Annotated in this window: 17 protein-coding genes and 2 pseudogenes; 1 reads left to right on the top strand and 18 read right to left on the bottom strand. The window is 37.1% G+C overall.

Going from position 1 to position 20968, the window contains the following annotated elements:
* The 7 genes and pseudogenes from ACFIN0_RS04140 to ACFIN0_RS04110 all read right to left on the bottom strand — a co-directional run.
* A pseudogene (locus ACFIN0_RS04140) lies at positions 1-285 on the bottom strand (hemagglutinin repeat-containing protein); the annotation flags it as partial.
* Between the two features lie 650 nt (positions 286-935).
* Positions 936-1823, bottom strand: a complete 888-nt coding sequence (locus ACFIN0_RS04135; protein WP_375610524.1) for an outer membrane protein — start codon at positions 1821-1823, stop codon at positions 936-938.
* Positions 1824-2006: 183 nt separating this feature from the next.
* Complete coding sequence (locus ACFIN0_RS04130; RefSeq protein WP_375687506.1) at positions 2007-2132, bottom strand: hypothetical protein; 126 nt, start codon at positions 2130-2132, stop codon at positions 2007-2009.
* Positions 2133-2257: 125 nt separating this feature from the next.
* Positions 2258-2392 (bottom strand): hypothetical protein, encoded by a 135-nt coding sequence (locus tag ACFIN0_RS04125; RefSeq protein ID WP_375614562.1) that lies wholly within the window; start codon positions 2390-2392, stop codon positions 2258-2260.
* A 732-nt stretch (positions 2393-3124) separates the two neighbouring features.
* Positions 3125-3958 carry a porin gene (locus ACFIN0_RS04120; RefSeq protein WP_375701970.1) on the bottom strand — a complete coding sequence of 278 codons (834 nt, stop codon included), beginning with the start codon at positions 3956-3958 and terminating at the stop codon, positions 3125-3127.
* A gap of 338 nt (positions 3959-4296) precedes the next feature.
* Entirely contained in the window at positions 4297-5130 is an 834-nt protein-coding gene (locus ACFIN0_RS04115; protein ID WP_375606825.1) for an outer membrane protein, read from the bottom strand.
* Between the two features lie 1477 nt (positions 5131-6607).
* The gene (locus ACFIN0_RS04110; protein WP_375701969.1) at positions 6608-6937 is read right to left on the bottom strand and encodes a hypothetical protein; all 330 of its coding nucleotides are present in this window, start codon (positions 6935-6937) and stop codon (positions 6608-6610) included.
* A 717-nt stretch (positions 6938-7654) separates the two neighbouring features.
* Between ACFIN0_RS04110 and ACFIN0_RS04105 the strand changes: the two are divergent.
* Positions 7655-8109: pseudogene (locus ACFIN0_RS04105) on the top strand (integrase); the annotation flags it as partial.
* Between the two features lie 248 nt (positions 8110-8357).
* Here ACFIN0_RS04105 and ACFIN0_RS04100 read toward each other — a convergent pair.
* From ACFIN0_RS04100 to gshB, 11 genes are all read right to left on the bottom strand, one after another.
* Entirely contained in the window at positions 8358-8978 is a 621-nt protein-coding gene (locus tag ACFIN0_RS04100) for a ribonuclease D (RefSeq protein ID WP_375701968.1), read from the bottom strand.
* Positions 8971-10365, bottom strand: a complete 1395-nt coding sequence (locus ACFIN0_RS04095) for a M20/M25/M40 family metallo-hydrolase (RefSeq protein ID WP_375701967.1) — start codon at positions 10363-10365, stop codon at positions 8971-8973. The genes ACFIN0_RS04100 and ACFIN0_RS04095 overlap by 8 nt, the downstream gene beginning before the upstream one ends.
* Before the next feature lie 85 nt (positions 10366-10450).
* Positions 10451-11326 (bottom strand): bifunctional DNA-formamidopyrimidine glycosylase/DNA-(apurinic or apyrimidinic site) lyase, encoded by an 876-nt coding sequence (gene mutM / locus ACFIN0_RS04090; protein ID WP_375701966.1) that lies wholly within the window; start codon positions 11324-11326, stop codon positions 10451-10453.
* A gap of 278 nt (positions 11327-11604) precedes the next feature.
* Complete coding sequence (locus tag ACFIN0_RS04085) at positions 11605-12852, bottom strand: aminopeptidase (protein WP_375701965.1); 1248 nt, start codon at positions 12850-12852, stop codon at positions 11605-11607.
* Between the two features lie 179 nt (positions 12853-13031).
* On the bottom strand, positions 13032-13865 hold the full coding sequence (locus ACFIN0_RS04080) for a cell wall hydrolase (RefSeq protein ID WP_375610530.1): 834 nt from the start codon (positions 13863-13865) through the stop codon (positions 13032-13034).
* A gap of 551 nt (positions 13866-14416) precedes the next feature.
* Complete coding sequence (gene phoU, locus ACFIN0_RS04075; protein ID WP_375610531.1) at positions 14417-15139, bottom strand: phosphate signaling complex protein PhoU; 723 nt, start codon at positions 15137-15139, stop codon at positions 14417-14419.
* 21 nt (positions 15140-15160) lie between these two features.
* Positions 15161-15919: a phosphate ABC transporter ATP-binding protein PstB gene (gene pstB, locus ACFIN0_RS04070; protein ID WP_375611792.1), complete on the bottom strand. Its 759-nt coding sequence runs from the start codon at positions 15917-15919 to the stop codon at positions 15161-15163.
* 51 nt (positions 15920-15970) lie between these two features.
* A complete protein-coding gene (gene pstA / locus ACFIN0_RS04065; RefSeq protein WP_375610532.1) occupies positions 15971-17263 on the bottom strand; it encodes a phosphate ABC transporter permease PstA in 1293 nt (430 codons plus the stop codon).
* Positions 17260-18720: a phosphate ABC transporter permease subunit PstC gene (pstC, locus tag ACFIN0_RS04060; protein WP_375610533.1), complete on the bottom strand. Its 1461-nt coding sequence runs from the start codon at positions 18718-18720 to the stop codon at positions 17260-17262. The genes pstA and pstC overlap by 4 nt, the downstream gene beginning before the upstream one ends.
* A 75-nt stretch (positions 18721-18795) precedes the next feature.
* Positions 18796-19842 carry a substrate-binding domain-containing protein gene (locus ACFIN0_RS04055; RefSeq protein WP_375606805.1) on the bottom strand — a complete coding sequence of 349 codons (1047 nt, stop codon included), beginning with the start codon at positions 19840-19842 and terminating at the stop codon, positions 18796-18798.
* A 134-nt stretch (positions 19843-19976) separates the two neighbouring features.
* Positions 19977-20924, bottom strand: a complete 948-nt coding sequence (gene gshB / locus ACFIN0_RS04050; protein WP_375608046.1) for a glutathione synthase — start codon at positions 20922-20924, stop codon at positions 19977-19979.
* Positions 20925-20968: the final 44 nt, after the last annotated feature.

Here is a 20968-nt window from a genome sequence, read left to right as displayed (position 1 = left end):
CCTATTGTTACCTCCCCTTGGGCGCCAAGAGCAACATTACCCTTGGCATCTATATCGGAAGCAGCAATATGGATATCTTTTCCAGAGAGAACAGTGGTCTCTTTTCCAGAACTTAAATGAGAGCCATTGTGTAAAGCAACATGAGATGTTTCACTCCCATTCTGATTGTCCATACTGTTGCGTGTGGCATCAATCGAAACATTCTTCTCAGCTTGCAAGAGCAAGTTTATCCGTTGTTTGAACATCAGAGCCTAAGATATTCAAATCTTTTCCAGATACATAAGTGGGATTGATATACTTTGAAAAATATTTCTTTAAAACAAATGTGTGAATACACAACAACAAATGTATTCCGTTGGGGCGTTCTGTTTTGCATGAGGAGTATAATCCCATAAAAAGAATGCAATAAACAAAAACGTAAGATAATGCGTCATCTTCATTTTCATTATTTAAAAGACATTACTCTAAATGCTTTTGAAAATCGTAAAGCTAAATTAAAAGAAGATGATAAAGTTGGAAACTAGTTTTTCTCTTTGTAACTTTATATTCTTCCCCAATGAGGCTGTATTCCCGTTTCAGAACTTACTCCAACAGATGTAGTACGCTCGTTCTAATCTGGTATATAAAAGTAGACTAAAGTTCGTCACTGGTTATGATCTTTTCCTATTTCTGAGATTAATTAAATACTTTCCACTTAGGCGTAAAATGATAGCCGTGATATAAAATTTTATGTAATCAGTAGCTATAAAATCCATATATACCACCAATTCGCCCTCTATAATATAAAACTTTCTTCTTTAAAGTCTTATAGCACAAAATGATACAAATAAAAAATAGAAGATTAAGAGAGATTAAAATAGAGGGCTAATAAAATAAAAGCCCCGTTAAACGAGGCCTTCGTATTTTTTTGTGCTTATAATTTTATTTTTAGGAAATTAGAATTTGTAAGCGACGCCTACACGGAAATCATTGGTTTTGTAATTGAATTCACGTGTATCGTTGGCGAATTTCTTTTTACCAAAATCGGAGTAACGGTATTCTGCACGTAAAAGAACGTTGTCTGTCATTGCAAAATCAACTCCACCACCAATAGTAAAACCAACCATTGTCTTCGTTTCATCAGCCCAAGCACCACCCGTCAAATCTACGCTTTGCTTATTCTCTGCATTAACATTTTTATCCCCGCCAGCATTCTGCTCAACTTTAGCTCTCTCTCCTTTTCCTGCAACTGACTGAATGCCCTGTACCTGCGCATAGGCAATACCACCAGCAACATAAGGCATAATACGGTCAACAGCAGCAAAACCGATACGAACGCGTGTAGCACCAGACCATTTTTCTTTATAACTGTGCTTTTCCGTTACCTTGTCACCTATTTCAAACCGTTGCTGATCTTTTAATTCAACCTTAGCTTTTTCAAGGGCATTATTAAAAAATGCCACATCTTCTTTAGTAAGAGTCAATTCACGGGCTGTTTTTGATTCTTCACGGTCTGCCCAAACTGCATCGGTTTCAACGCCGAGAATGAGACCATTTCCAAGATCTACGTTAGATCCGGCATAAATCCCACCCATGAAACCTGAAGGACTAGGTGTGTTATCTTTTTTGACAAGTTCTTTATCTTCTCCTGGAATAGTTACTTTAGTTTTACTCGAAAAGTTACCAACTTGACCACCAAGATAAAAGCCTGTCCAAGAAAACGAAGGGGCTGCTGCGATAACTGCTGGGGTTGTTTCACGAGGGATGATAACATCAGCAGCTTGTGCTGCAGAAGCTGAAATTAAAGCAGCAATAGAAGTTGCTATTAAAGATTTTGTATTCATAATTTTGCTCCTAAATTAACTATAAAACGACCTTACAAGATTATAAATAGAAAAGCTGTAGTAAAAATGTCACAATCATACAAATAAAAATCCCAGAAAACAGCGCTTTTGTAAAAGTCAATATCTTTTGGAAATTTAATTTTTTATTAATACTTTGTATTCATAATTGCACTTTTGATGAAATTAGAACTTGTAAGCGACACCTACACGAAAGTCATTGGTTGTATAGCCTAGTTTATTCTTTGCAAATTGCTTCTTACGAAAGTCTGAGTAATGGTGCTCTGCACGCAACAGAACATTGTCTGTCATTGCAAAGTCAACACCTAAAGTGAAACTAACCAGTATCTTTGTCTTCATCATGCAAATTAGCAGAAGCGATCACTTGACCAGTATTATCAGCCAGCCTCTTTTTTCACTTCAATTGCGGAAATGCCCTACATTTGCGTATAAGCAATACCATCAGCAAAATAAGGTATTATACGATTAGCAACTACAAAACTAATACGGGCCCATGTTAAACTAGACCATTTTTCTTCTTCAGTAAAAATTATAAACCATTGTATCATCATCGTGAAGCTTTTCTGCATCAGCCAAAGTAACGCTAGCATTTATAAGATTTTGGCTAAGTTTTTATATCTCATACGCCTCAAGATCCTCTAAGTACGTTTTTGTGTTTCCACGTTCATGCCCAGACTGCATCTGTTACAACACCTAAGATGAAGACATTTCCAAGATCAAAGTTAGATCCTGTATAAAAACCGCCAATCAAACCTGAAAGTTTAGGCAATCCATATTTGTATGGAGTTTTTTTTATCTCTAAATCAAATAGATCAACTTGGCTTGAAAAGTTGCCAACTTGACCACCGATATAAAACCCTGTTCAAAAAAAGTAGGAGCAGCAATACCTGTTGGAGCTACTTCACCAAGAATGATAGCATTAGTAGCTTGTGTCGCAAAGTTGTAGTTATCATGATAACAGAAATTATGATTAAAGATTTTATATTCGTAAACTTTGCTCCTAATTTATTAACGAAAGACGAACCCAATATAAAATAATTTCATAACTTCACTTCGTACAAGAGATTGTAAGTTATAAATATATGCATAAGATATTGATTTTACACCGTAGTTATTGTCTCTTGTTTATGAAAATCTTTTTAAGAAAATCCGAATAATATCTTTTAAATCCCTAACAAATATAGGGTATGTGATAATATAGCAATAGAAAAATAACAGAGGCTCCGTCTTCGACAGAGCCTCATGATTTTTCATTTTGTCTTCATCATTTCGTTTTTACGAAATTAGAATTTGTAAGCAACACCTACACGGAAATCATTGGTTTTGTAAGCTATTTTATTCCCATCCTTTACAAATGCTTTTTTACCAAAGTCTGAGTAACGGTATTCTGCACGCAACAAAACATTGTCTGTCATTGCGAAATCAACACCACCACCTACAGTGAAACCAACCATCGTTTTTGTTTCATCAAACATTTTAGCAGAAGCGATTTCAGCACCTTCAGCTGTCGCTGCCTTAAGAGAATCGACCACTTGCAGCTGCGTATAAGCAATACCACCAGCGAAATAAGGCATAATGCGATCAACTGCTGTAAAACCGATACGAACGCGTGTTGCACCAGACCATTTTTCTTTTAAAGAGGTGCTATCTATCCGTTTGTCAGTCGCTGCGATACCAGCAATAGTTTTTCCTGTAGCAGGTGTAGCTTTCGCTGCTATAAGCTCAGCTTTGAAACCGTCAAGGCCAATTTCCCCAATGGTTTCTGAATGCGCTTTTGAATCTTCGCGGCCTGCCCAGACTGCATCGGTTTCAACACCTAGAATGAGGCCATTACCAAGATCTACGTTGGAGCCTACATAAATACCACCCATGAAACCGGAAGGCTTAGGTGTCCAATCTTTATCTGTAAGTTTCTTTTTTGTTTCTGAATCATATACATCAACTTTACCTGAAAAGTTGCCAACTTGACCACCGATATAAAAGCCTGTCCAAGAAAATGAAGGGGCTGCGATAACTGCTGGGGCTGTTTCACGAGGGATGACAACATCAGCAGCTTGTGCTGCAGAAGCAGCCGCCATAGCGATAACAGAAGTTGTTACTAAAGATTTTATATTCATAAACTTTGCTCCTAATTTATTTATGAGCACAGTGCTACAAGATTACAGAAAGAAAAGCTGTAGTAAAAATGATACAGTTACAGAAAATGGAGGGCTTATCCCAGAAAAAAATGCTTCATAGCTTGATTTTGTACGAGAAATCGTAAGCTGTATAATGTAATAACTTATTGATTTTAAATATAATTATTGTTTATTGCTTATGAATAATATTTTTTTAAAACCTGAAGAATATCTTTTCATATCCACAATAAATTATGTGTTGTGTGATAATATAGCAACAGAAAATAACAGAGGCTCTGTCAAAGACGGAGCCTCTTCGTTATTCAACTTACCATCTGTTAAAATTTGTAAGCAACACCTACACGAAAATCATTGGTTTTGTAAGAAGTCTCATATTTATCATTTGAGAATTTCTTTTTACCAAAATCTGAGTAACGATATTCCGCACGTACAATAATATTATTGGTCATTGCTAAATCAACACCAGCACCAAGGGTGTAACCAACAAGGGTCTTTGTTTCATCAGACAGAGTACCAGAAGCGATTACTTTGTCTGAATCTTTATCTGTTATTGAAATCAACGCACTATCTTGAAGCTGTGTATAAGCGATACCACCAGCAACATAAGGCATAATGCGTTCAGCTGCAAAACCAATACGCACGCGCGTTGCACCAGCCCACTTTTCTTTAAAAGTGAAACTGTGGGTTCGTTTAGCGCCAGGTTTAAGCGCATCTTTACCAATATTAATTGCAGCGTCTTTTAATACCTTGTTAATATAATTGATGTGTTCTGGGGCAATGACATATGTTTTTCCTGTCTTCGTATCATCTTTATTAGACCACATGATATCTGTATCAACACCTAGAATAAGGCCATTACCAAGATCAACGTTGGAACCTGCGTAAAGACCACCCATAAAACCAGAGAGTTTAGGCAAAAGGTCATCAGGCACTGGAATCTTTTTTCCGTTACTGAGAATATCCATTTTCGTTTTACCCGAAAAACCACCAATCTGGCCCCCAACATAAAAACCTGTCCAAGAAAAAGTTGGAGCAACAATAACGGGAGCAACAGGTGTTGGACTTGGGGGAACAATAACATCTGCTGCTTGTGCTGCTGAAGCTGAAACAAAAGCGAAAGCAGAAGCTGTTATTAACCATTTCATATTCATATTTTCTCTCCATAGCTGAATATTTATTTGAACACGCCATTTCATATAGAGCTCCATCTTCAGATATCTGTAGCAAAAATGATACACTTATAAAAAAAACAAAAAGCCAATCAAAGCACCCTTAATTGCTTGATCTGTAATAAATAAGAACTAAACTATGCCACTGCATAAATGATTTTCTCTTGTCACATTTGCTCTCCTTTATAAATTTTGCAAAAAATTGCGTCACAGAACCCTCCGTGTAAAGCATGTACTATGGCTATGAAAGATTGTCTTTTATAGCTCACCTGCACTATTGAAGATGCTCTCATTTATATTAAAATAACGAAAACCATTCCCCTGCACATCACAAAAGAGCAAATGTATGTCGATAAATAAAACTATTAAAGGCTAAAAATGCCACCTATGAATACTCTCAATATCAAAAATAGCGAGAACTGTTAAAATATTGAGAACAGCCAAATGCAACCGTTCTATTTAAATTCATACAAACAACGTTTTTAGCTTCACCCTTCGCATGACAAAAATGCAAATAGCTCTCTAATTGTTTTTTCATCATTGTAAAGAATGCTTGTACCGCACAAAACAAGATCTCCACTACCCTATGGACTGCAACAAAATTACATGCAATTTCATCACACATGCTCTTTGTTTTAATTAGGCATTTATTATTTTTTGAAATACTTACGCTTCTGCTTAACTTTCTAGAAAATCTTTTCCAGAACTTCAGCATTATTTGTAGGCTATCATTTCATACTTCTTTACAAGACTAAATTGAAAAAAATGCCTAAAGACAGACAACCGGTATGATAAACATTAAAACTTATATAGAAATATCCTTAGAGCTGAAAAAATGAGAAATCTTTCTTAAAGTTTTCAAACCACACCTTGCTTTAAAAATCATGAATTTGGCAGAAAAAATATCTGATATTTTGAATCATAGACAAATGAATATTTCATATCTGTAGTCGAAGCATACCATCAAAGATCAAAAGTTTAACATTTTTGTTTTTTCACTTGATTTTGATGAAGTATCCTCTCAAATCCTCTCTGCAAACAGCTTAGTTTCTTGTCGAAAGAATTTTTCTTAGCTCCTTCCCCATGTGATTCACTTAACTAAATGCTCCCTCTGGACAAGCCCTATTCTAAAAACACTCTTATCAAGGAGTTTGATATGCACTGTATAGTCACGCTTAAAATGACAGTATTTACAGCATAATAGCGCAACCCAAAATCCGGAGGCTATATTTATCCAAATCCATGAATTTTGTAACGAGCGATTGCCATTATATAGAGTATTCTTGCACCGAAATCCACTTCCCCATATCTTTTCCAAATAGTACTCTTCCCCCCTCCGTACACAATTATAATACCCTTTGCGAACAACTGCTCCTCCACTTTTCAAATGATAAAAAATATCTCCTCTCTTCAATTCCCGATCATACGTTAGACCTCTTGATGCTGTTTTTTTTACTTTTTAATAACTCATTGGACTTCGTCTAAATAAGTCTGGTCGTCTTCCTTTCCCTAATCCTTTTTTAGGATAATGACCTCTTTTTTTACCAGAATGTAACACAGGGACTAACTTAGCTGCTGTTATGCATTGGTTGTTATTCGTGCAAGAAAGTTCCATTTGAACAACTTCAGAGAAGATCTTGCTCAATTGTTCACTAGAAAAAAGATCTCTAGGAGGAACAATCGTAGATATGTCCTGTATTAACTTTTGAGAAGACAAGAAAGAAGCACCCTGAGCTACAGAGATTGAAGCAAACGTAGCAAAAGTTGTCATAAAATATTTTATGTTCATAAATTTAACCTCGTAGAAATATCCATAATGGATTTTACCTAGTGTCTTTATTGCAAATTTCCAAAAAAAATAGCATGTTTATAGATAAAAAGTGAGAATCCTCAAAAAACAAAGCTTTGAAACATTTTAATTTTAAAATAAATGCAAATTGCCCCACTTTACAAACATAGAAATCACTTGTTTGGCAATGCATAAAAGCACAAAATATCGTCTAGGGAGAATAAAATACACAAATGTCATATCAACATATTGATTTATAATTCCCCCCTATCGAATGAGCGCTCTCAGTATCATAAGATTATCTTATTTTAAATTCGCTCATGATACATTAAGCAAAATTATTCGCTTACATGTCATAAATGAGGTTGATATATGGATAAGACTCTTGAAAAAAGAAGTTTTATCTTATGAGGCCATTTAAACGCAAAAGTTATTATAACATTTTAATTTGGTAAAAGCATATTCCTTGCTAATTTGTTTCTAGGTGTCGTTCTTTGCATTGTTCAGTATAATCATGGTTGTCTTTATATATTAATCATATAACATATTTATTTATAATGATAATATATCGTTATCCAGATTAAATTAGAACTCCGAATACCATAAAAACCCTTTCATTCCAAATCTTCCTCATGTTGAATCAACCAAAACCATTTGTTTGTACATTACAAGTGGGGAAGCCTATGTGGAGTGAAACTGTACAATAAAGGACTAAAAATGCCTTTTATGAATCGTCTCTAGTGCCAAGGGTTATCGCAAAATTGGGTGTTGGCAAAATGTGTGATAGTAGCAGCTTGTTAACTCTATAAGCGTAAGATGGTAGTGTTCAATAGATTTTATATTGGTATTGGAGGCTTTATCGTTATACCATTCATAAGCGCCGCCGTAAAATGGACTTTGGTGCTGGTTTCTTTAAAAAAGCACATGAATTAGCAACACAAACATATTCCGTTTAGGGCGTTCTGTTTTACACGAAAAACGTAAATCCATTAAAAATATGAGAAACAAAAGCATGAGGCAATGCGTAATCTCTATTATTTAACAGACATTGCTTTAAATACTTTTGAAAGTCGTAAAGCAGAATTAAAAATGATGGTAAAGATGAGATTTGGTTTTTACATTTACACATTCATATTCTCCCCCAATTAGGCTGTATACCGGTTGCAGAGATTTAAGTCTTCCAACCTACCGTATATTTCCAGCCTCTCCTCAAAATTGCTTTGTTTCAAATAAAAGCTGTTACAAAAATAAAAAATATGAATGCAAAAGTACTTTTATTGCCTAAATTTCAAATGAAATAGCACTTAAGAATTTATTATAATTCTTATCAGAAAAGATGAGAGGATAAAATGCCCATAATGTACAAACATTTTGCCCTCTCACATCAATAATTAACTCCATTTAAAAGCCAATTTTAAAGTTAGCTATGCGCAAAAATATCAACTTCCGCCCATCCTAAAAGATCAAGCCTAGCTCTCATAGGCAAAAATTGAAAGCATGCCTTGGCAACATTTTCTCGCTCTTCACGTCTTAAACGTTCTTCAAATATAACCTTTAAACGATGCAAATATAACACATCCGACGCAGCATATTCAATTTGTGCCTGTGATAACGTTTCTGCTGCCCAATCGGAAGATTGTTGCTGTTTAGAAATATTCACATTCAGCAATTCATTACAAACTTCTTTTAAGCCATGACGATCCGTATAAGTACGCGTGAGTCTAGAAGCAATTTTTGTACAAAAAACAGCTTCTGGCATAACACCAAATGTATGCGCTAAAATAGCAAGATCAAAACGCCCAAAATGAAATATTTTGGTAACCGCGTTATCTTCAAGAAGCTTGACCAAATTAGATGCACTCTTTTGTCCTTTAGCAATTTGTATAATATCAGCAGTACCATCTCCGGAAGAAAGCTGCACAACACATAAACGATCACGATGCGGTTGTAAGCCTAAAGTTTCGGTATCAATCGCAATAGCATCAGTTTTATAATTGTCTAAGTTTGGTAAATCACCTTGATGAACACGAATCTCAGCCATTTACCCTCCTATTTGCTAAAGCTGCAAGAATACGCGCCCAAGACCGCTGCCCCTTATGAAACGATTTTAAATTATACTTTTCATTGGGAGAATGAATACGATCATTATATAATGCAAATCCAACCAGAACAGATTCCATATCAAGAATTGACTGAAAATCTCCCACAACCGGAATTGATCCCCCCATAGCATCGAGTATAGCAGGATTGCTCCATTCTTGCGACAAAGCTTCTTTTGCGGCCTTGATAAAAGGTGAATCATAAGGAATTTGAATTGCAGAAGAACCACCATGCCCCTTAAATTCAACAGTACAATCAGCAGGAATAAGACCGCACACATAATGACGGAAAGCTTGGCGTATCTTCTCTGGATCTTGCTTATGCACTAAACGAAAAGATACTTTCGCATTCGCTTGAGAAGCAATAACTGTTTTTATTCCTTCTCCTTCATAACCACCACTAATCCCGTTAATTTCTGCTGTAGGACGCGCCCATACAAGTTCTAAAATGCTCCGTCCTTTTTCACCAGCAGGAATGGAAAGTCCTATAGGACCAAGAAAATTTTCAGCAGTACAATTCAGGGCATTCCATGATTGCAAAATCTGTGAAGGTGTTTCTTCAACTCCATCATAAAAACCTGGAAGCGTTACACGACCATTGTCATCATGAAGTCCTGCTAAGATTTTTGTTAAAATATGAATAGGGTTAGCAGCTACCCCTCCATAAGCACCAGAGTGCAAGTCACGATCGGCTGCTGTAATCGTAACCTCTTCTCCTAAAATACCCCGAAGAGCAATACAAACAGATGGTGTATCGGCATCCCACATTGCTGTATCACAAACCAATGCACAATCAGCCTTAAGTTCATCCCTATTTTCTTTTAAAAAAGGAACAAGAGAAGGAGAACCACTTTCTTCTTCTCCCTCAAATAAAACAGTAACCTTAATGGGAAGTTGCCCCGTTTCTTTCTTAAATGCACGACATGCCTCAACAAAGGTCATGAGCTGACCTTTGTCATCAGAAGCGCCACGAGCACAAATAACTTTTTCTCCATCTTTTTCCTTTAATGAAGGATTAAATGGATCATCTTCCCATAAATTTAATGGATCAACAGGTTGAACATCATAATGTCCATAAAATAACACATGCAGACAATCATCTGAAGGCCCTGGATGATGTCCAACAACCATTGGATGACCTAGTGTATCACGCCGTGAAGCCTCAAAACCTATTGTTTTTAAATCTTCTACCAACCAATCAGCTGCTTTACGACATTCATCCTTATAAGCCAAGTCTGTAGAAATCGATTGGAAACGTAAAAGAGAAAAAAGGCGTTCAAGGCTCTTTCCTATATTCTCATCAAGATGTGTTAATACTTTATTCAACATAAAAAAACCTCTCAAGCCTCGTATATTCATATAATTGTAAGAACCTGACTTTAAGCCTCTTGTAGGATTTTGCAAGACACCTTATTCATTTTTGACACTGTGAGCAGTAAAAACTTGAACGCCCAGCCTGTAAAATACGTATAATAGGCGTTCCACATTCCAAACATTCCTTGCCTTCTCGTCCATAAACTGAAAAAGCGTGTTGAAAATAACCAAGTGAACCATCTATATGCATATAATCACGTAAAGAAGAGCCACCGGACAAAATGGCTTCAGAAATCACATTGCGTATATTTTGTGCTAAAGAATCTGCAAATTCACGTGCACGTGTCGTTTTTGATGCCAATGTAAATGCACTACGTTGTGGAGATAAACGACTCCGCCAAAGTGCTTCGCAAACATAAATATTCCCAAGACCCGAAACAATAGACTGATCAAGTAAAACGCCCTTGAGAGACATTTTTTTATTAACAAAAGCCTTTTGTAAATAACGACCAGAAAACGAATTACTCATAGGTTCAAGCCCTAGCTTATTTAAAAGCGGATGTTCATAAAGCTTGTCCGTATCGACTAAAAGCATAAACCCAAAGCGACGCACATCATTATAAATAAGATGATAAAATTCACCATCCCTTGTCTGAATATCCATGATAAAATGGTCATGCTTAACCAATTTATTTCTCGTTGAAAAAGCTTTTCTCAAAATGTCATTTTCTATACGCCATGAACCAGACATTCCTAAATGGCTTAAAATCGTTTCATTATGAGAAAGATGAAATAATAAATATTTCGCACGTCGACCAAGTTCTATAATTTCTCTGCCGATAAGGCGCTCAGAAAACGCCTCAGGAAAAGGAAAACGCAAATCTCTACGATTAAGTTTGACAGATACTATCTTTGCATCAGTTACAACGGACTCAAGTCCACGACGAACTGTCTCTACTTCAGGAAGCTCAGGCATTACTCTTCTTTAATAATTATACACTTTCCAATCGTATGACTGATAAATTGGCTTCTTCCCCCCCCTCCTCAAAGAACGAAGACTTCCTCTACATCTACTAAACAAATTCTTGATGAGTGGATTTTACTTGGCTTTCTACTCATGTGAGTCATTTAACTAAAGGCTTTATGGCCAAACCCTGCCTTGAATATATACCACACACTCTAAAATACTTAGCGTATCAATGAGACTTGCATACCACCCCACCTTAAATGACAGTGTTTTACGGCATTACAGAATTAAGTCCATTCACCCTTACGAAATACAGGAACTCTTACACCATCTTGGGTAATGCCATCTATGTCAATTTCACCAGAACCAATCATCCAGTCAATATGAATGACACTTTTATTTCCACCACGTGCTGCAATCTCTTCTGACGTCAATGATGCCCCATCTAAAAAGCATTTGGAATAACACTGCCCTAAAGCAATATGACATGCAGCATTTTCATCAAATAAGGTATTATAAAAAAGGAGGTCACTCTTAGAAATTGGTGAAGAATGGGGCACAAGAGCAACTTCACCTAAGCGACTAGCCCCTTCATCACTTTGCAAAACCTGTTGCAAAACTTCCTGACCTGTTGATGCACGAGCCTCAACAATACGCCCTGCTTCAAAACGTACTTCAATATTATCAACCAGAGTTCCTTGATAGGAAAGGGGCTTTGTTGAGCGAACGAAACCTTCAACCTTATGAGCATGAGGAGTCGTGAAAACTTCTTCTGTCGGAATATTCGGATTGCAAACAACACCATTTTGAGCTGCAGATGCACCACCATGCCATTCATGATCATCTGCCAAACCAACTGTTAAATCGGTACCTGGTCCTGTAAAATGCAAAGCAGAGAAACGCTGCTCATTAAGCCAAGATGACCGTTGTTTCAAAGCTGCATTATGGACACTCCATGCATGCACTGGGTCCTCATCTGTAACCCGTGAAGCAGCAAAAATTGCATTTGCTAATTTCTTAATCGCCTCATTAAGTGGTAAAGAAGGAAACATCGCCTCAGCCCATCCTGCTGTTGGATATGCAACAATCGACCAATTCATAGCAAAATTAGATATTTTTTTAAGAGCAGGCTGGTAAGCTAACGAAGTCGCCTTATTCAAACGCGCAACCTTGTCAAAATCTTGATTGGACAAAAGCAAAGGATTATCACCAACAATCGCTAAACGTGCTGCCCCATTTTCATAAGCCTTCGCCATTCCCTCATAGAGCCAAGAAGGAGCACAATCAAAACTAGCCGTATGAGCATTTTCAAAACGTGTAAGTGATAACATATCATCACTAAAAATTGGTGTAATGACACCAGCACCAATTTTATAAGCATGATATGCGATACGCCGAACAAAAGGGAGGGCTGAAACTGGAGCAGTTAAAACAAGATCCTGCCCCTCTTGTAAATTCAACCCCACTTTCACTGTAATTTCTGCAAGACGATTAAGCATTTCAGGCGAAATTGTCTCATGAATATCAAAGTACATTACCAATACCCTTCTTTAAATAGAATGCGTTCTTTATGTCGTCATATTATAAATTGTTATTTAATATCTTTTGAATTTACTTTCTCCACGTATAATTATGGATATCATGATCGCTAAAGAGTTCACTTAATTCATAAACTGCAATGGATTGTAAAAACACTTCCTTGGTCGTGCAAAAATTATCGGTTTGTGTACCGTTTTTCTAACATTGCAACAATTGCATTTAACTGATCTGATGAAGGTAACGCCATAATCGGTTTATTTTCTTCTTTCCTAGCTAGATGTTGAGGCGCATAGGCGGGAATGGGAACTTTATCAAGCTGTACCATCGCAAAAGACGTAGGATGGTCCGTCTTGGACTGTGCTACCTGTGTAGAAGAAGATATACTCTTTTCTGTTCTTATTCCTCTACTTTCTAAACTTTCATCCACAAAGCTTGGCGTATTACCAGAACGTTCTTGGGCAAACGCATAAGCAACATCATAAGGGCGATTATTTGTAGGAATTTGAAGTGATCCATCACGCGATCGTTTTTCATAAAAAGCATTTCCCCCTGCAACATGAACATAGTGCATGTTTTTATACGGAAAAGACAAACCAGCGGTATGAAAAAACTTAGCGTGTTTAACTTTCTTATCTCGTTCACCCCGTAAAACGGCATCAGCCGCTTCTCTTACACGAGCAACAGATGCTTTCTCCGTCATAGGACGTGTTAAAACACCAGGAGCAAACTGCTTATATTGACCAACAACACCACAAATCGTCTTAGGATAGGCGGTTGAATTAACACGATTCATAACAACCGTCCCAACGGCAATCATTCCTTCACGGCTTGTGCGATTTGATTCAAAATACATCGCTCGCATAAGGCATTGACGCTCTGTCAATGGATACGTAACCGTTTTTGTCTTATTATTTATTTTTCCAGTATCTAAATGATTTGAAGCACATCCCACAATAACTAACGGCGCTACACAACAGGTAACAAAAACATTCCAACGATTTTTTTTCATCTTATGCAACACATTCCTATAATCTCTAAGCTATTCAAATTTTGAAATGAGCTTTAAATGTATCTCTCAATAAAGTACATAGCTAATTGTTACCACTCAGTAAAACTTTAATACAAGAGGTAATCAAAAAGTATCTATGCAAAATAAAAAATAAAAAACTCTTAATTTACAGATCGATATTGTTATTCTTCACGATTCAATATAGGCCATAATAACCCAGACGTTTCAATTACAATACAATAACACTATCCACTTCTTCTACATACGAAAAAAATAATACAGATATCCCCTTTGAATATAAAATTTTAACAAAATGATCTGAAAGGAAATTCCCCTAGAAAACTCCCCTCCAGCCACAGTGTGAATGATGGTATCATTCAATATACAAATATGTCAAATCAAGAGTTAGAAATCTGCCATGCTTCTCTGAAAAAACTCTTTGTTACTTCTTTGTGCTTTTCCATAAGATGGTTATCTTATTCTTTCTATAGCTGCACTCTAAGAAAATACTCATATATCTACAAACTTATTTTATACATATAAGAAAAATTTTAATCTATTTTCTTCTCACCTACCCCAACTTTATAAGTAAGATCATCGCGAGGACGATCAGAAGACATATGATAACCCGTTATGATATAATGCAACATTTCAGCAATATTGGTAACATGATCACCAATTCGTTCAATGTTTTTTAAACAAAACAGTAAGTGCGTACAAACCGTAATATTGCGCATATCTTCCATCATATACGTCAAAAGTTCACGAAAAAGAGAAGTATACAAAGCATCAATCTTCTCATCACGCTCCCGCACAGCGTCAATACGCTCTAATAAGCGACTCGTATAAGCATTTAACACTTCTTTTAATTGATTGAGCGCTAAAGCTGTAATTGTTTCAAGTCCATGATAAAAGGATGCAGATTGACGTATTTCTGAAAGTGCAACAGTCCTCTTAGCAATGTTTTTGGCCATATCCCCAATCCGCTCAAGATCAGAAGAAATACGAATGGCTCCAATAATTTCACGCAAATCAACAGCCATCGGCTGGCGTTTGCATATAATAGCAACCGCTTTTTCATCAATGTCACGTTCTGCTTCATCTAAAAACACATCATCGGCAATCACTGTCGTTGCAAGTTGAAGATCACTACACACAACCGATGCGACAGAACGTTCAATCATCCTTTCTGCATGGCTCCCCATTTCTGTAATCCTTACTCTTAAATATTTTAGTTCTGCATCATAAGAACGGACAGTATGTTTCATAGACATATCTTACACTCCTCAATTCACCTATCCAAAACGCCCCGTAATATAATCTTGCGTCCGTTGCTCTTTTGGTGAAGTAAAGATCATTTCAGTTGCACCAACTTCTACCAAATGCCCTAAATGAAACATAGCCGTATATTGAGAAACACGTGCGGCCTGTTGCATGGAATGTGTTACAATAACAATTGTATAATTTTGCCGTAACGCATCGATAAGCTCTTCAATCCGTGCTGTCGCAATGGGATCAAGAGCTGAACAAGGCTCATCCATCAAAATAACTTCAGGACTAACCGCAATAGCACGTGCAATACACAAACGCTGTTGTTGTCCCCCTGATAAACTTGTTCCAAGATCATGAAGACGGTCTTTTACTTCTTCAAACAAACCTGCCTGCCTCAAACTCTTTTCAACCACATCATGCAATTCAGAGCGTGTTTTAACCAAACCATGAATGCGTGGACCATACGCAACATTCTCAAATATAGATTTTGGAAAAGGGCTGGGCTTTTGAAAAACCATTCCAACACGAGCGCGCAATTCTACAACATCAATCCGTGTGTCATAAATATTCTCCCCATCTAAGGTAATAAGACCAGTTGTTTTAGCGCCTTCAATTGTATCATTCATACGGTTAAAACAACGCAAAAAAGTTGACTTCCCGCATCCTGATGGACCAATCAAAGCAGTTACTTGATGTTCAGGAATATCAAGTGTAATACCATGGAGTGCCTCTTTGTCTCCATAAGAAACCTTCACATCCTGACCACGCATTTTAATCTTCATTACAAAAACTCACCTTACAAAAATCTTATCGAAATTGTTATTTTATTAAAATTATTGGCGGCGTTCAAATCGTCGACGTAAAAAAACCGCAGAAATATTCATGATCGCAAGAAAAATCATTAATACAATAATAGCCCCTGACGTCTTTTCAACAAAAGCGCGCTCTGCTTCACCAGCCCACATAAAAATTTGAACAGGCAACGCTGTTGCTGGATCCATGGGAGTCGTAGGAATATTAACAACAAAAGCAACCATTCCAATCAAAAGCAAAGGCGCAGTTTCACCCAAAGCCTGAGCTACTCCAATAATTGTACCTGTCAAAATACCAGGCGCGGCTAAAGGAATAACATGATGAAAAATCATTTGTGTTTTTGATGCCCCCAACCCTAAAGCTGCTGCACGAATAGAGAGAGGAACAGCACGCAAAGCAGAACGTGTTGCAATAATAATCGTGGGGAGAGTCATGAGCGCTAAAACAAGCCCCCCAACAAAAGAAGCGGAACGTGGTAATCCCAAAAAATTAATAAAAACCGCGAGTCCTAAAAGACCAAAGACAATCGAAGGAACAGCTGCAAGATTATTGATATTAACTTCGATAAAATCTGTAAATTTATTTTTACGTGCATATTCTTCCAAATAAAGAGCCGTTGCTATGCCTATCGGAAGTGAAACCAATAAAACAATGCCTATCATATAAAGAGAACCAATAATCGCAACCCCTAACCCAGCAGTCTCAGGACGACTTGAAGCGCCAAGTGTAAAAAAACCAACATTAAATGTTTTATAAAGCGTACCATCATGCGCTAAACGCTTTATCCATTCTATTTGCCGATTAGAAACTTTACGGTTTTTTTCTGCTACATGCAGATCAATCTGCCCCTTATAAGCAGAATCGATATCCGCAGCTGCCAAAACTTTGATTTTTTGCATTGTGCCAATCAGTCTTGGATTCTTTGTCACCATTTCACGGAGTTGAACACGTACACCACTTGAAAACATACGGCTAACATCCCGCAGAGAGGCTCGATCATTTTGATCGATATCAAGTTTCTTGGCTAACGCATTGCGTACAAGAATTGGATAATTCGCCATTATGAGGACCTGTGGATTTGTTTTATGTTGACCACCTGGATCAATAATCTTTTCATCCAAATAAATCGATAATGTCATTTGACTCTGCAAAAAGGCTGTATAACCTTGACTAATGATAGACCATAAAAGCGCAAATAAAAAAAACAAACCAATAAAAATGGCAATCAAACCATAGGCACGAAAACGACGTTCAGCCCAATACCGACGTTTGAGGCTAATATTGCGACGAGGCAAAAGAATTTTTTCATTCATTCATATTGTTCCCGATATTTACGCACAATATAAAGAGCTAGAATATTCATCAAAAGTGTCATGACAAAGAGTGTCATTCCTAATGCAAAAGCCACCAAAGTTTGTGGAGAGTTAAACTCAAAATCACCAGTCAATTGATTAACAATCTTAACTGTCATCGTCGTCATTGCTTCGAAAGGATTGAGTGTTAAGTTTGCAGCAACACCCGCCGCCAAAACCACAATCATTGTTTCACCAATTGCACGCGATGCTGTCAATAAAATTGCTCCCATAATCCCTGGAAGCGCTGCCGGTATAACGACTTTCTTAATTGTTTCAGATTGTGTTGCTCCTAAACCATAAGAACCTTCACGTAAAATGCGTGGAACAGCTGTTATAACATCATCCGACAAAGAGGAAACAAAAGGAATCAACATAATTCCCATCACAACTCCAGCAGTCAAAACACTTTGCGCCATAATAAAACTAACCCCGTCTGAGAGAGAAGCAGAGAGATCTCGTAAAAATGGTCCTACAACCTTCAAAGCAAAAAAGCCATAAACAATCGTTGGAATGCCAGCAAGAACTTCTAACAATGGCTTCACAATTGCTCGCAATCGCGAAGAAGCATACTCGGCCATATAAAGAGCTGAAAATAATCCTATAGGTACAGCAAAAAGCATGGCAACAAATGCAATATAAAGCGTACCAGCAAGAAGTGGTATTAAACCAAATTGTCCTACTTCACCGCTTGAACCGCTCGCGGAAAAACGCGGATCCCAAACCGTTCCTAAAAAGAAATTTGAAAAAGATACAGACTGAAAAAAGCTTATTGTCTGAAAAAACATAGAAAGTGCAATGGCTATTGTCGTCAAGATAGCAACGATAGAAGCACAAACCAGTCCAATAATAATCAAAGATTCAACCTTATTACGCGCACGCTGATGAGGAGCAATTTGCATTATTCCACAGATAAAACCAAAGAATGCAATAGCAAAAAGGAAACCATAACCAATGAACTGAAGCTTTTCAGAAGAAAATACCCATGACTGTGCCATTTTGTACACATCATCCGATACTTCATCAGGTAAAACAAATCCCTTCGCGAATAATTGTGCCTGCACTGTCTTATAGGAAGCGGTAGAAAGATCCCCTTCAAAGTGATGAAGCATTTTGGCAAGACTTCGAAGAGTCTCCCAAAGTAGATCATGATTTACAGGCTCTATTATATGCGCACTATATGCCTCAAGCTCTTGAGAGGCATTATATTCTAAATAAATTGTACTCCCAGAATCCCAAAAAATTAAAAAAATAAAAGCTGGAATAACAGTAATCAAAAATGTCCACCAGCCATAATAATACGCACGAGAATGCATTTTATGTCGTCTGTATTCAAGAAAGCGTGCACGCATATAAGAAATACAAAAGCCACAAAATCCAAGAATTAATAACAGCAAAATAATGAAGGAAATGCGCATTTTATCTTTCAGTTTTTATAAAAAAATAGCACCCAAATTTCCTATCCCAGAAATCCAACAAATTTTCCCTGCAAATTATTTCAATGTCATTACTCGACCAGCAGAAAAATCAAAACGCTGTGCTTGACGTTCCTTTTCAGGAGAAACAATCAAACCATATTCAGCCAAAGGACCCTCTGGACCAATCATTTGATCAGAAAGAAAAAAATCAACATACTCTCGCAAACCTGAAATAATACCTAAATGTGCTTTCTTAATATAGAAAAAAAGTGGACGAGAAACTGGATATTGTCCACTAGAAATCGTCTCAACTGTTGGCGCAAAACCGTTAATATCGGCAACCTTTAGCCTATCAGCATTATTTTGATAAAAAGACAAACCAAAAATACCAACCCCTGTTTTATTAGAAGTTAGACGCGCAAATGTTTCAGAATAATCACCATCAATATCAACCGCTTTTCCATCCTTACGTACCGCAATACAAGCAGTGTGTATCTCCTTATCATCCATTCCTAAAGACTTCATCACCTCAACTGCCCCACTCTCTTTACACCCCTCAATAAGTAATTTTTCCTCAAAAACTTCACGTGTCCCATGCTTCTCTCCAGGAATATACGCTGCTATCGTCCAATCAGGAAGAGCACTATTAACTGTACTCCATTTCAAAAAATTATTCGGTTGCAATTTTCCGTCTATAATAATTCGAGCAGCAAGGGCTTTATAAACATCTACTGGCTGTAATTTCCAATCAGGCCCCTTAATATCTGTTGCAAAAACAATGCCATCATACCCAATACGTATTTCCTCAACATCTTTTACACCAGCATCAAAACAAGACTGTAATTCACTCGATTTCATTGCTCGCGAAGCATTAACAATATCAACAGTGTTCTCCCCAATACCACGGCAGAACTCCTTAATACCAGCTCCTGTTCCACCCGATTCGATAACAGGAACCTTAAAATGGGGATAAATTTCTCCAAATGTCTCAGCAACAATCTTTTGATAAGGTAAAACTGTAGATGAACCAGTAATCTGTATTTGATCGCGTGCATTGCCTCCATTTGCTGACAGCAGTAGCGCAAAAATCAATCCCACTCCAATTGATAATACTCTGCTCATCTATAAACTCCCTAAAAATTGAGGACAAAGCCTCTTAATTCATATCATACGGTCATTGTAGTTCACATTTGCACCATAACAAATATAAAAAAACAATATGGATCATTTTTTTAAAACCATGTTTTTATCTTCTGTCAAATAAATTCATTTGAACGCTTGAACTCAATAACATCCCAAAACAAATGAGCAACATCTGTACCGCAGAAGCGTTTAATTTCACGAATTCCCGTAGGAGACGTCACATTGATTTCTGTTATATAATCTCCAATCACATCAATCCCCACAAAAAGAAGACCTCGTTCCTTTAAGGCTGGACCAATGCGTTCACAAATCTCATAATCACGTTTTGTTAACTCAACATTTTCCGCGCGACCTCCAACATGCATATTAGAGCGCACATCTGTTTCTGTCGGAATTCGATTAATAGCTCCAACAGGTGCACCATCAAGCAAAATAATCCTTTTATCTCCTTTTCGTACTACCTCTAAATAGCGCTGAACAATAAAAGGTTCGTGATAAATTTCTGCAAACATTTCCAACAATGATGCTAAATTGCGATCATCTTGTTTTAAATAAAAAACACCAGCGCCCCCATTCCCATAAAGTGGTTTAACAATAATATCGCCAAATGTCTTTCTAAAAGCTGTTATTTCTTCAATATCTTTGGTAATTAGTGTTTCTGGCATCAAATCGGAAAATTCAGTAACAAAAATTTTTTCTGGACTGTTGCGTACCCATGCCGGATCATTCACAACAAGTGTTTTAGGATGAATACGTTCTAACAAATGAGTCGTGGTGATATAATTGAGATCAAAAGGGGGATCTTGGCGTAAAAGAACCACATCCATATCTGTTAATTCTGTGCGAACAGGCTTTTCTAATTGATAGTGGCTTCCCTCTTTATCATGTACAATCAATGGCTCTAGTCGTGCAATCACACAACCATCGCACAGAGATAAACGATCTGGTGTATAATGGAAGAGAGAATGTCCACGTTCTTGTGCTGCTAAAGCGAGTGCAAATGTCGTATCTCCTTGAATCCGAACTGTTGAAATATGATCCATCTGAATGGCAATTTTCATAAATAAATCCTCCCTATCCTAAAAGCAGACTGGTCTATGCATCA

This window comes from Bartonella sp. AA89HNZF, from assembly GCF_042196905.1.
Taxonomy (GTDB): Bacteria; Pseudomonadota; Alphaproteobacteria; order Rhizobiales; family Rhizobiaceae; genus Bartonella.
The sequence above is the reverse complement of the archived record's forward strand: the minus strand, read 5'-3'. Positions and strand labels throughout refer to the sequence as shown.

Coding starts and splice junctions, on each gene's coding strand:
- ACFIN0_RS04135 (WP_375610524.1), bottom strand. CDS start 1,823: ATGAATACAAAATCTTTAATAGCAACTTCTATTGCTGCTTTAATTTCA.
- ACFIN0_RS04130 (WP_375687506.1), bottom strand. CDS start 2,132: ATGACAGACAATGTTCTGTTGCGTGCAGAGCACCATTACTCAGACTTT.
- ACFIN0_RS04125 (WP_375614562.1), bottom strand. CDS start 2,392: ATGATGATACAATGGTTTATAATTTTTACTGAAGAAGAAAAATGGTCT.
- ACFIN0_RS04120 (WP_375701970.1), bottom strand. CDS start 3,958: ATGAATATAAAATCTTTAGTAACAACTTCTGTTATCGCTATGGCGGCT.
- ACFIN0_RS04115 (WP_375606825.1), bottom strand. CDS start 5,130: ATGAATATGAAATGGTTAATAACAGCTTCTGCTTTCGCTTTTGTTTCA.
- ACFIN0_RS04110 (WP_375701969.1), bottom strand. CDS start 6,937: ATGAACATAAAATATTTTATGACAACTTTTGCTACGTTTGCTTCAATC.
- ACFIN0_RS04100 (WP_375701968.1), bottom strand. CDS start 8,978: ATGGCTGAGATTCGTGTTCATCAAGGTGATTTACCAAACTTAGACAAT.
- ACFIN0_RS04095 (WP_375701967.1), bottom strand. CDS start 10,365: ATGTTGAATAAAGTATTAACACATCTTGATGAGAATATAGGAAAGAGC.
- mutM (WP_375701966.1), bottom strand. CDS start 11,326: ATGCCTGAGCTTCCTGAAGTAGAGACAGTTCGTCGTGGACTTGAGTCC.
- ACFIN0_RS04085 (WP_375701965.1), bottom strand. CDS start 12,852: ATGTACTTTGATATTCATGAGACAATTTCGCCTGAAATGCTTAATCGT.
- ACFIN0_RS04080 (WP_375610530.1), bottom strand. CDS start 13,865: ATGAAAAAAAATCGTTGGAATGTTTTTGTTACCTGTTGTGTAGCGCCG.
- phoU (WP_375610531.1), bottom strand. CDS start 15,139: ATGTCTATGAAACATACTGTCCGTTCTTATGATGCAGAACTAAAATAT.
- pstB (WP_375611792.1), bottom strand. CDS start 15,919: ATGAAGATTAAAATGCGTGGTCAGGATGTGAAGGTTTCTTATGGAGAC.
- pstA (WP_375610532.1), bottom strand. CDS start 17,263: ATGAATGAAAAAATTCTTTTGCCTCGTCGCAATATTAGCCTCAAACGT.
- pstC (WP_375610533.1), bottom strand. CDS start 18,720: ATGCGCATTTCCTTCATTATTTTGCTGTTATTAATTCTTGGATTTTGT.
- ACFIN0_RS04055 (WP_375606805.1), bottom strand. CDS start 19,842: ATGAGCAGAGTATTATCAATTGGAGTGGGATTGATTTTTGCGCTACTG.
- gshB (WP_375608046.1), bottom strand. CDS start 20,924: ATGAAAATTGCCATTCAGATGGATCATATTTCAACAGTTCGGATTCAA.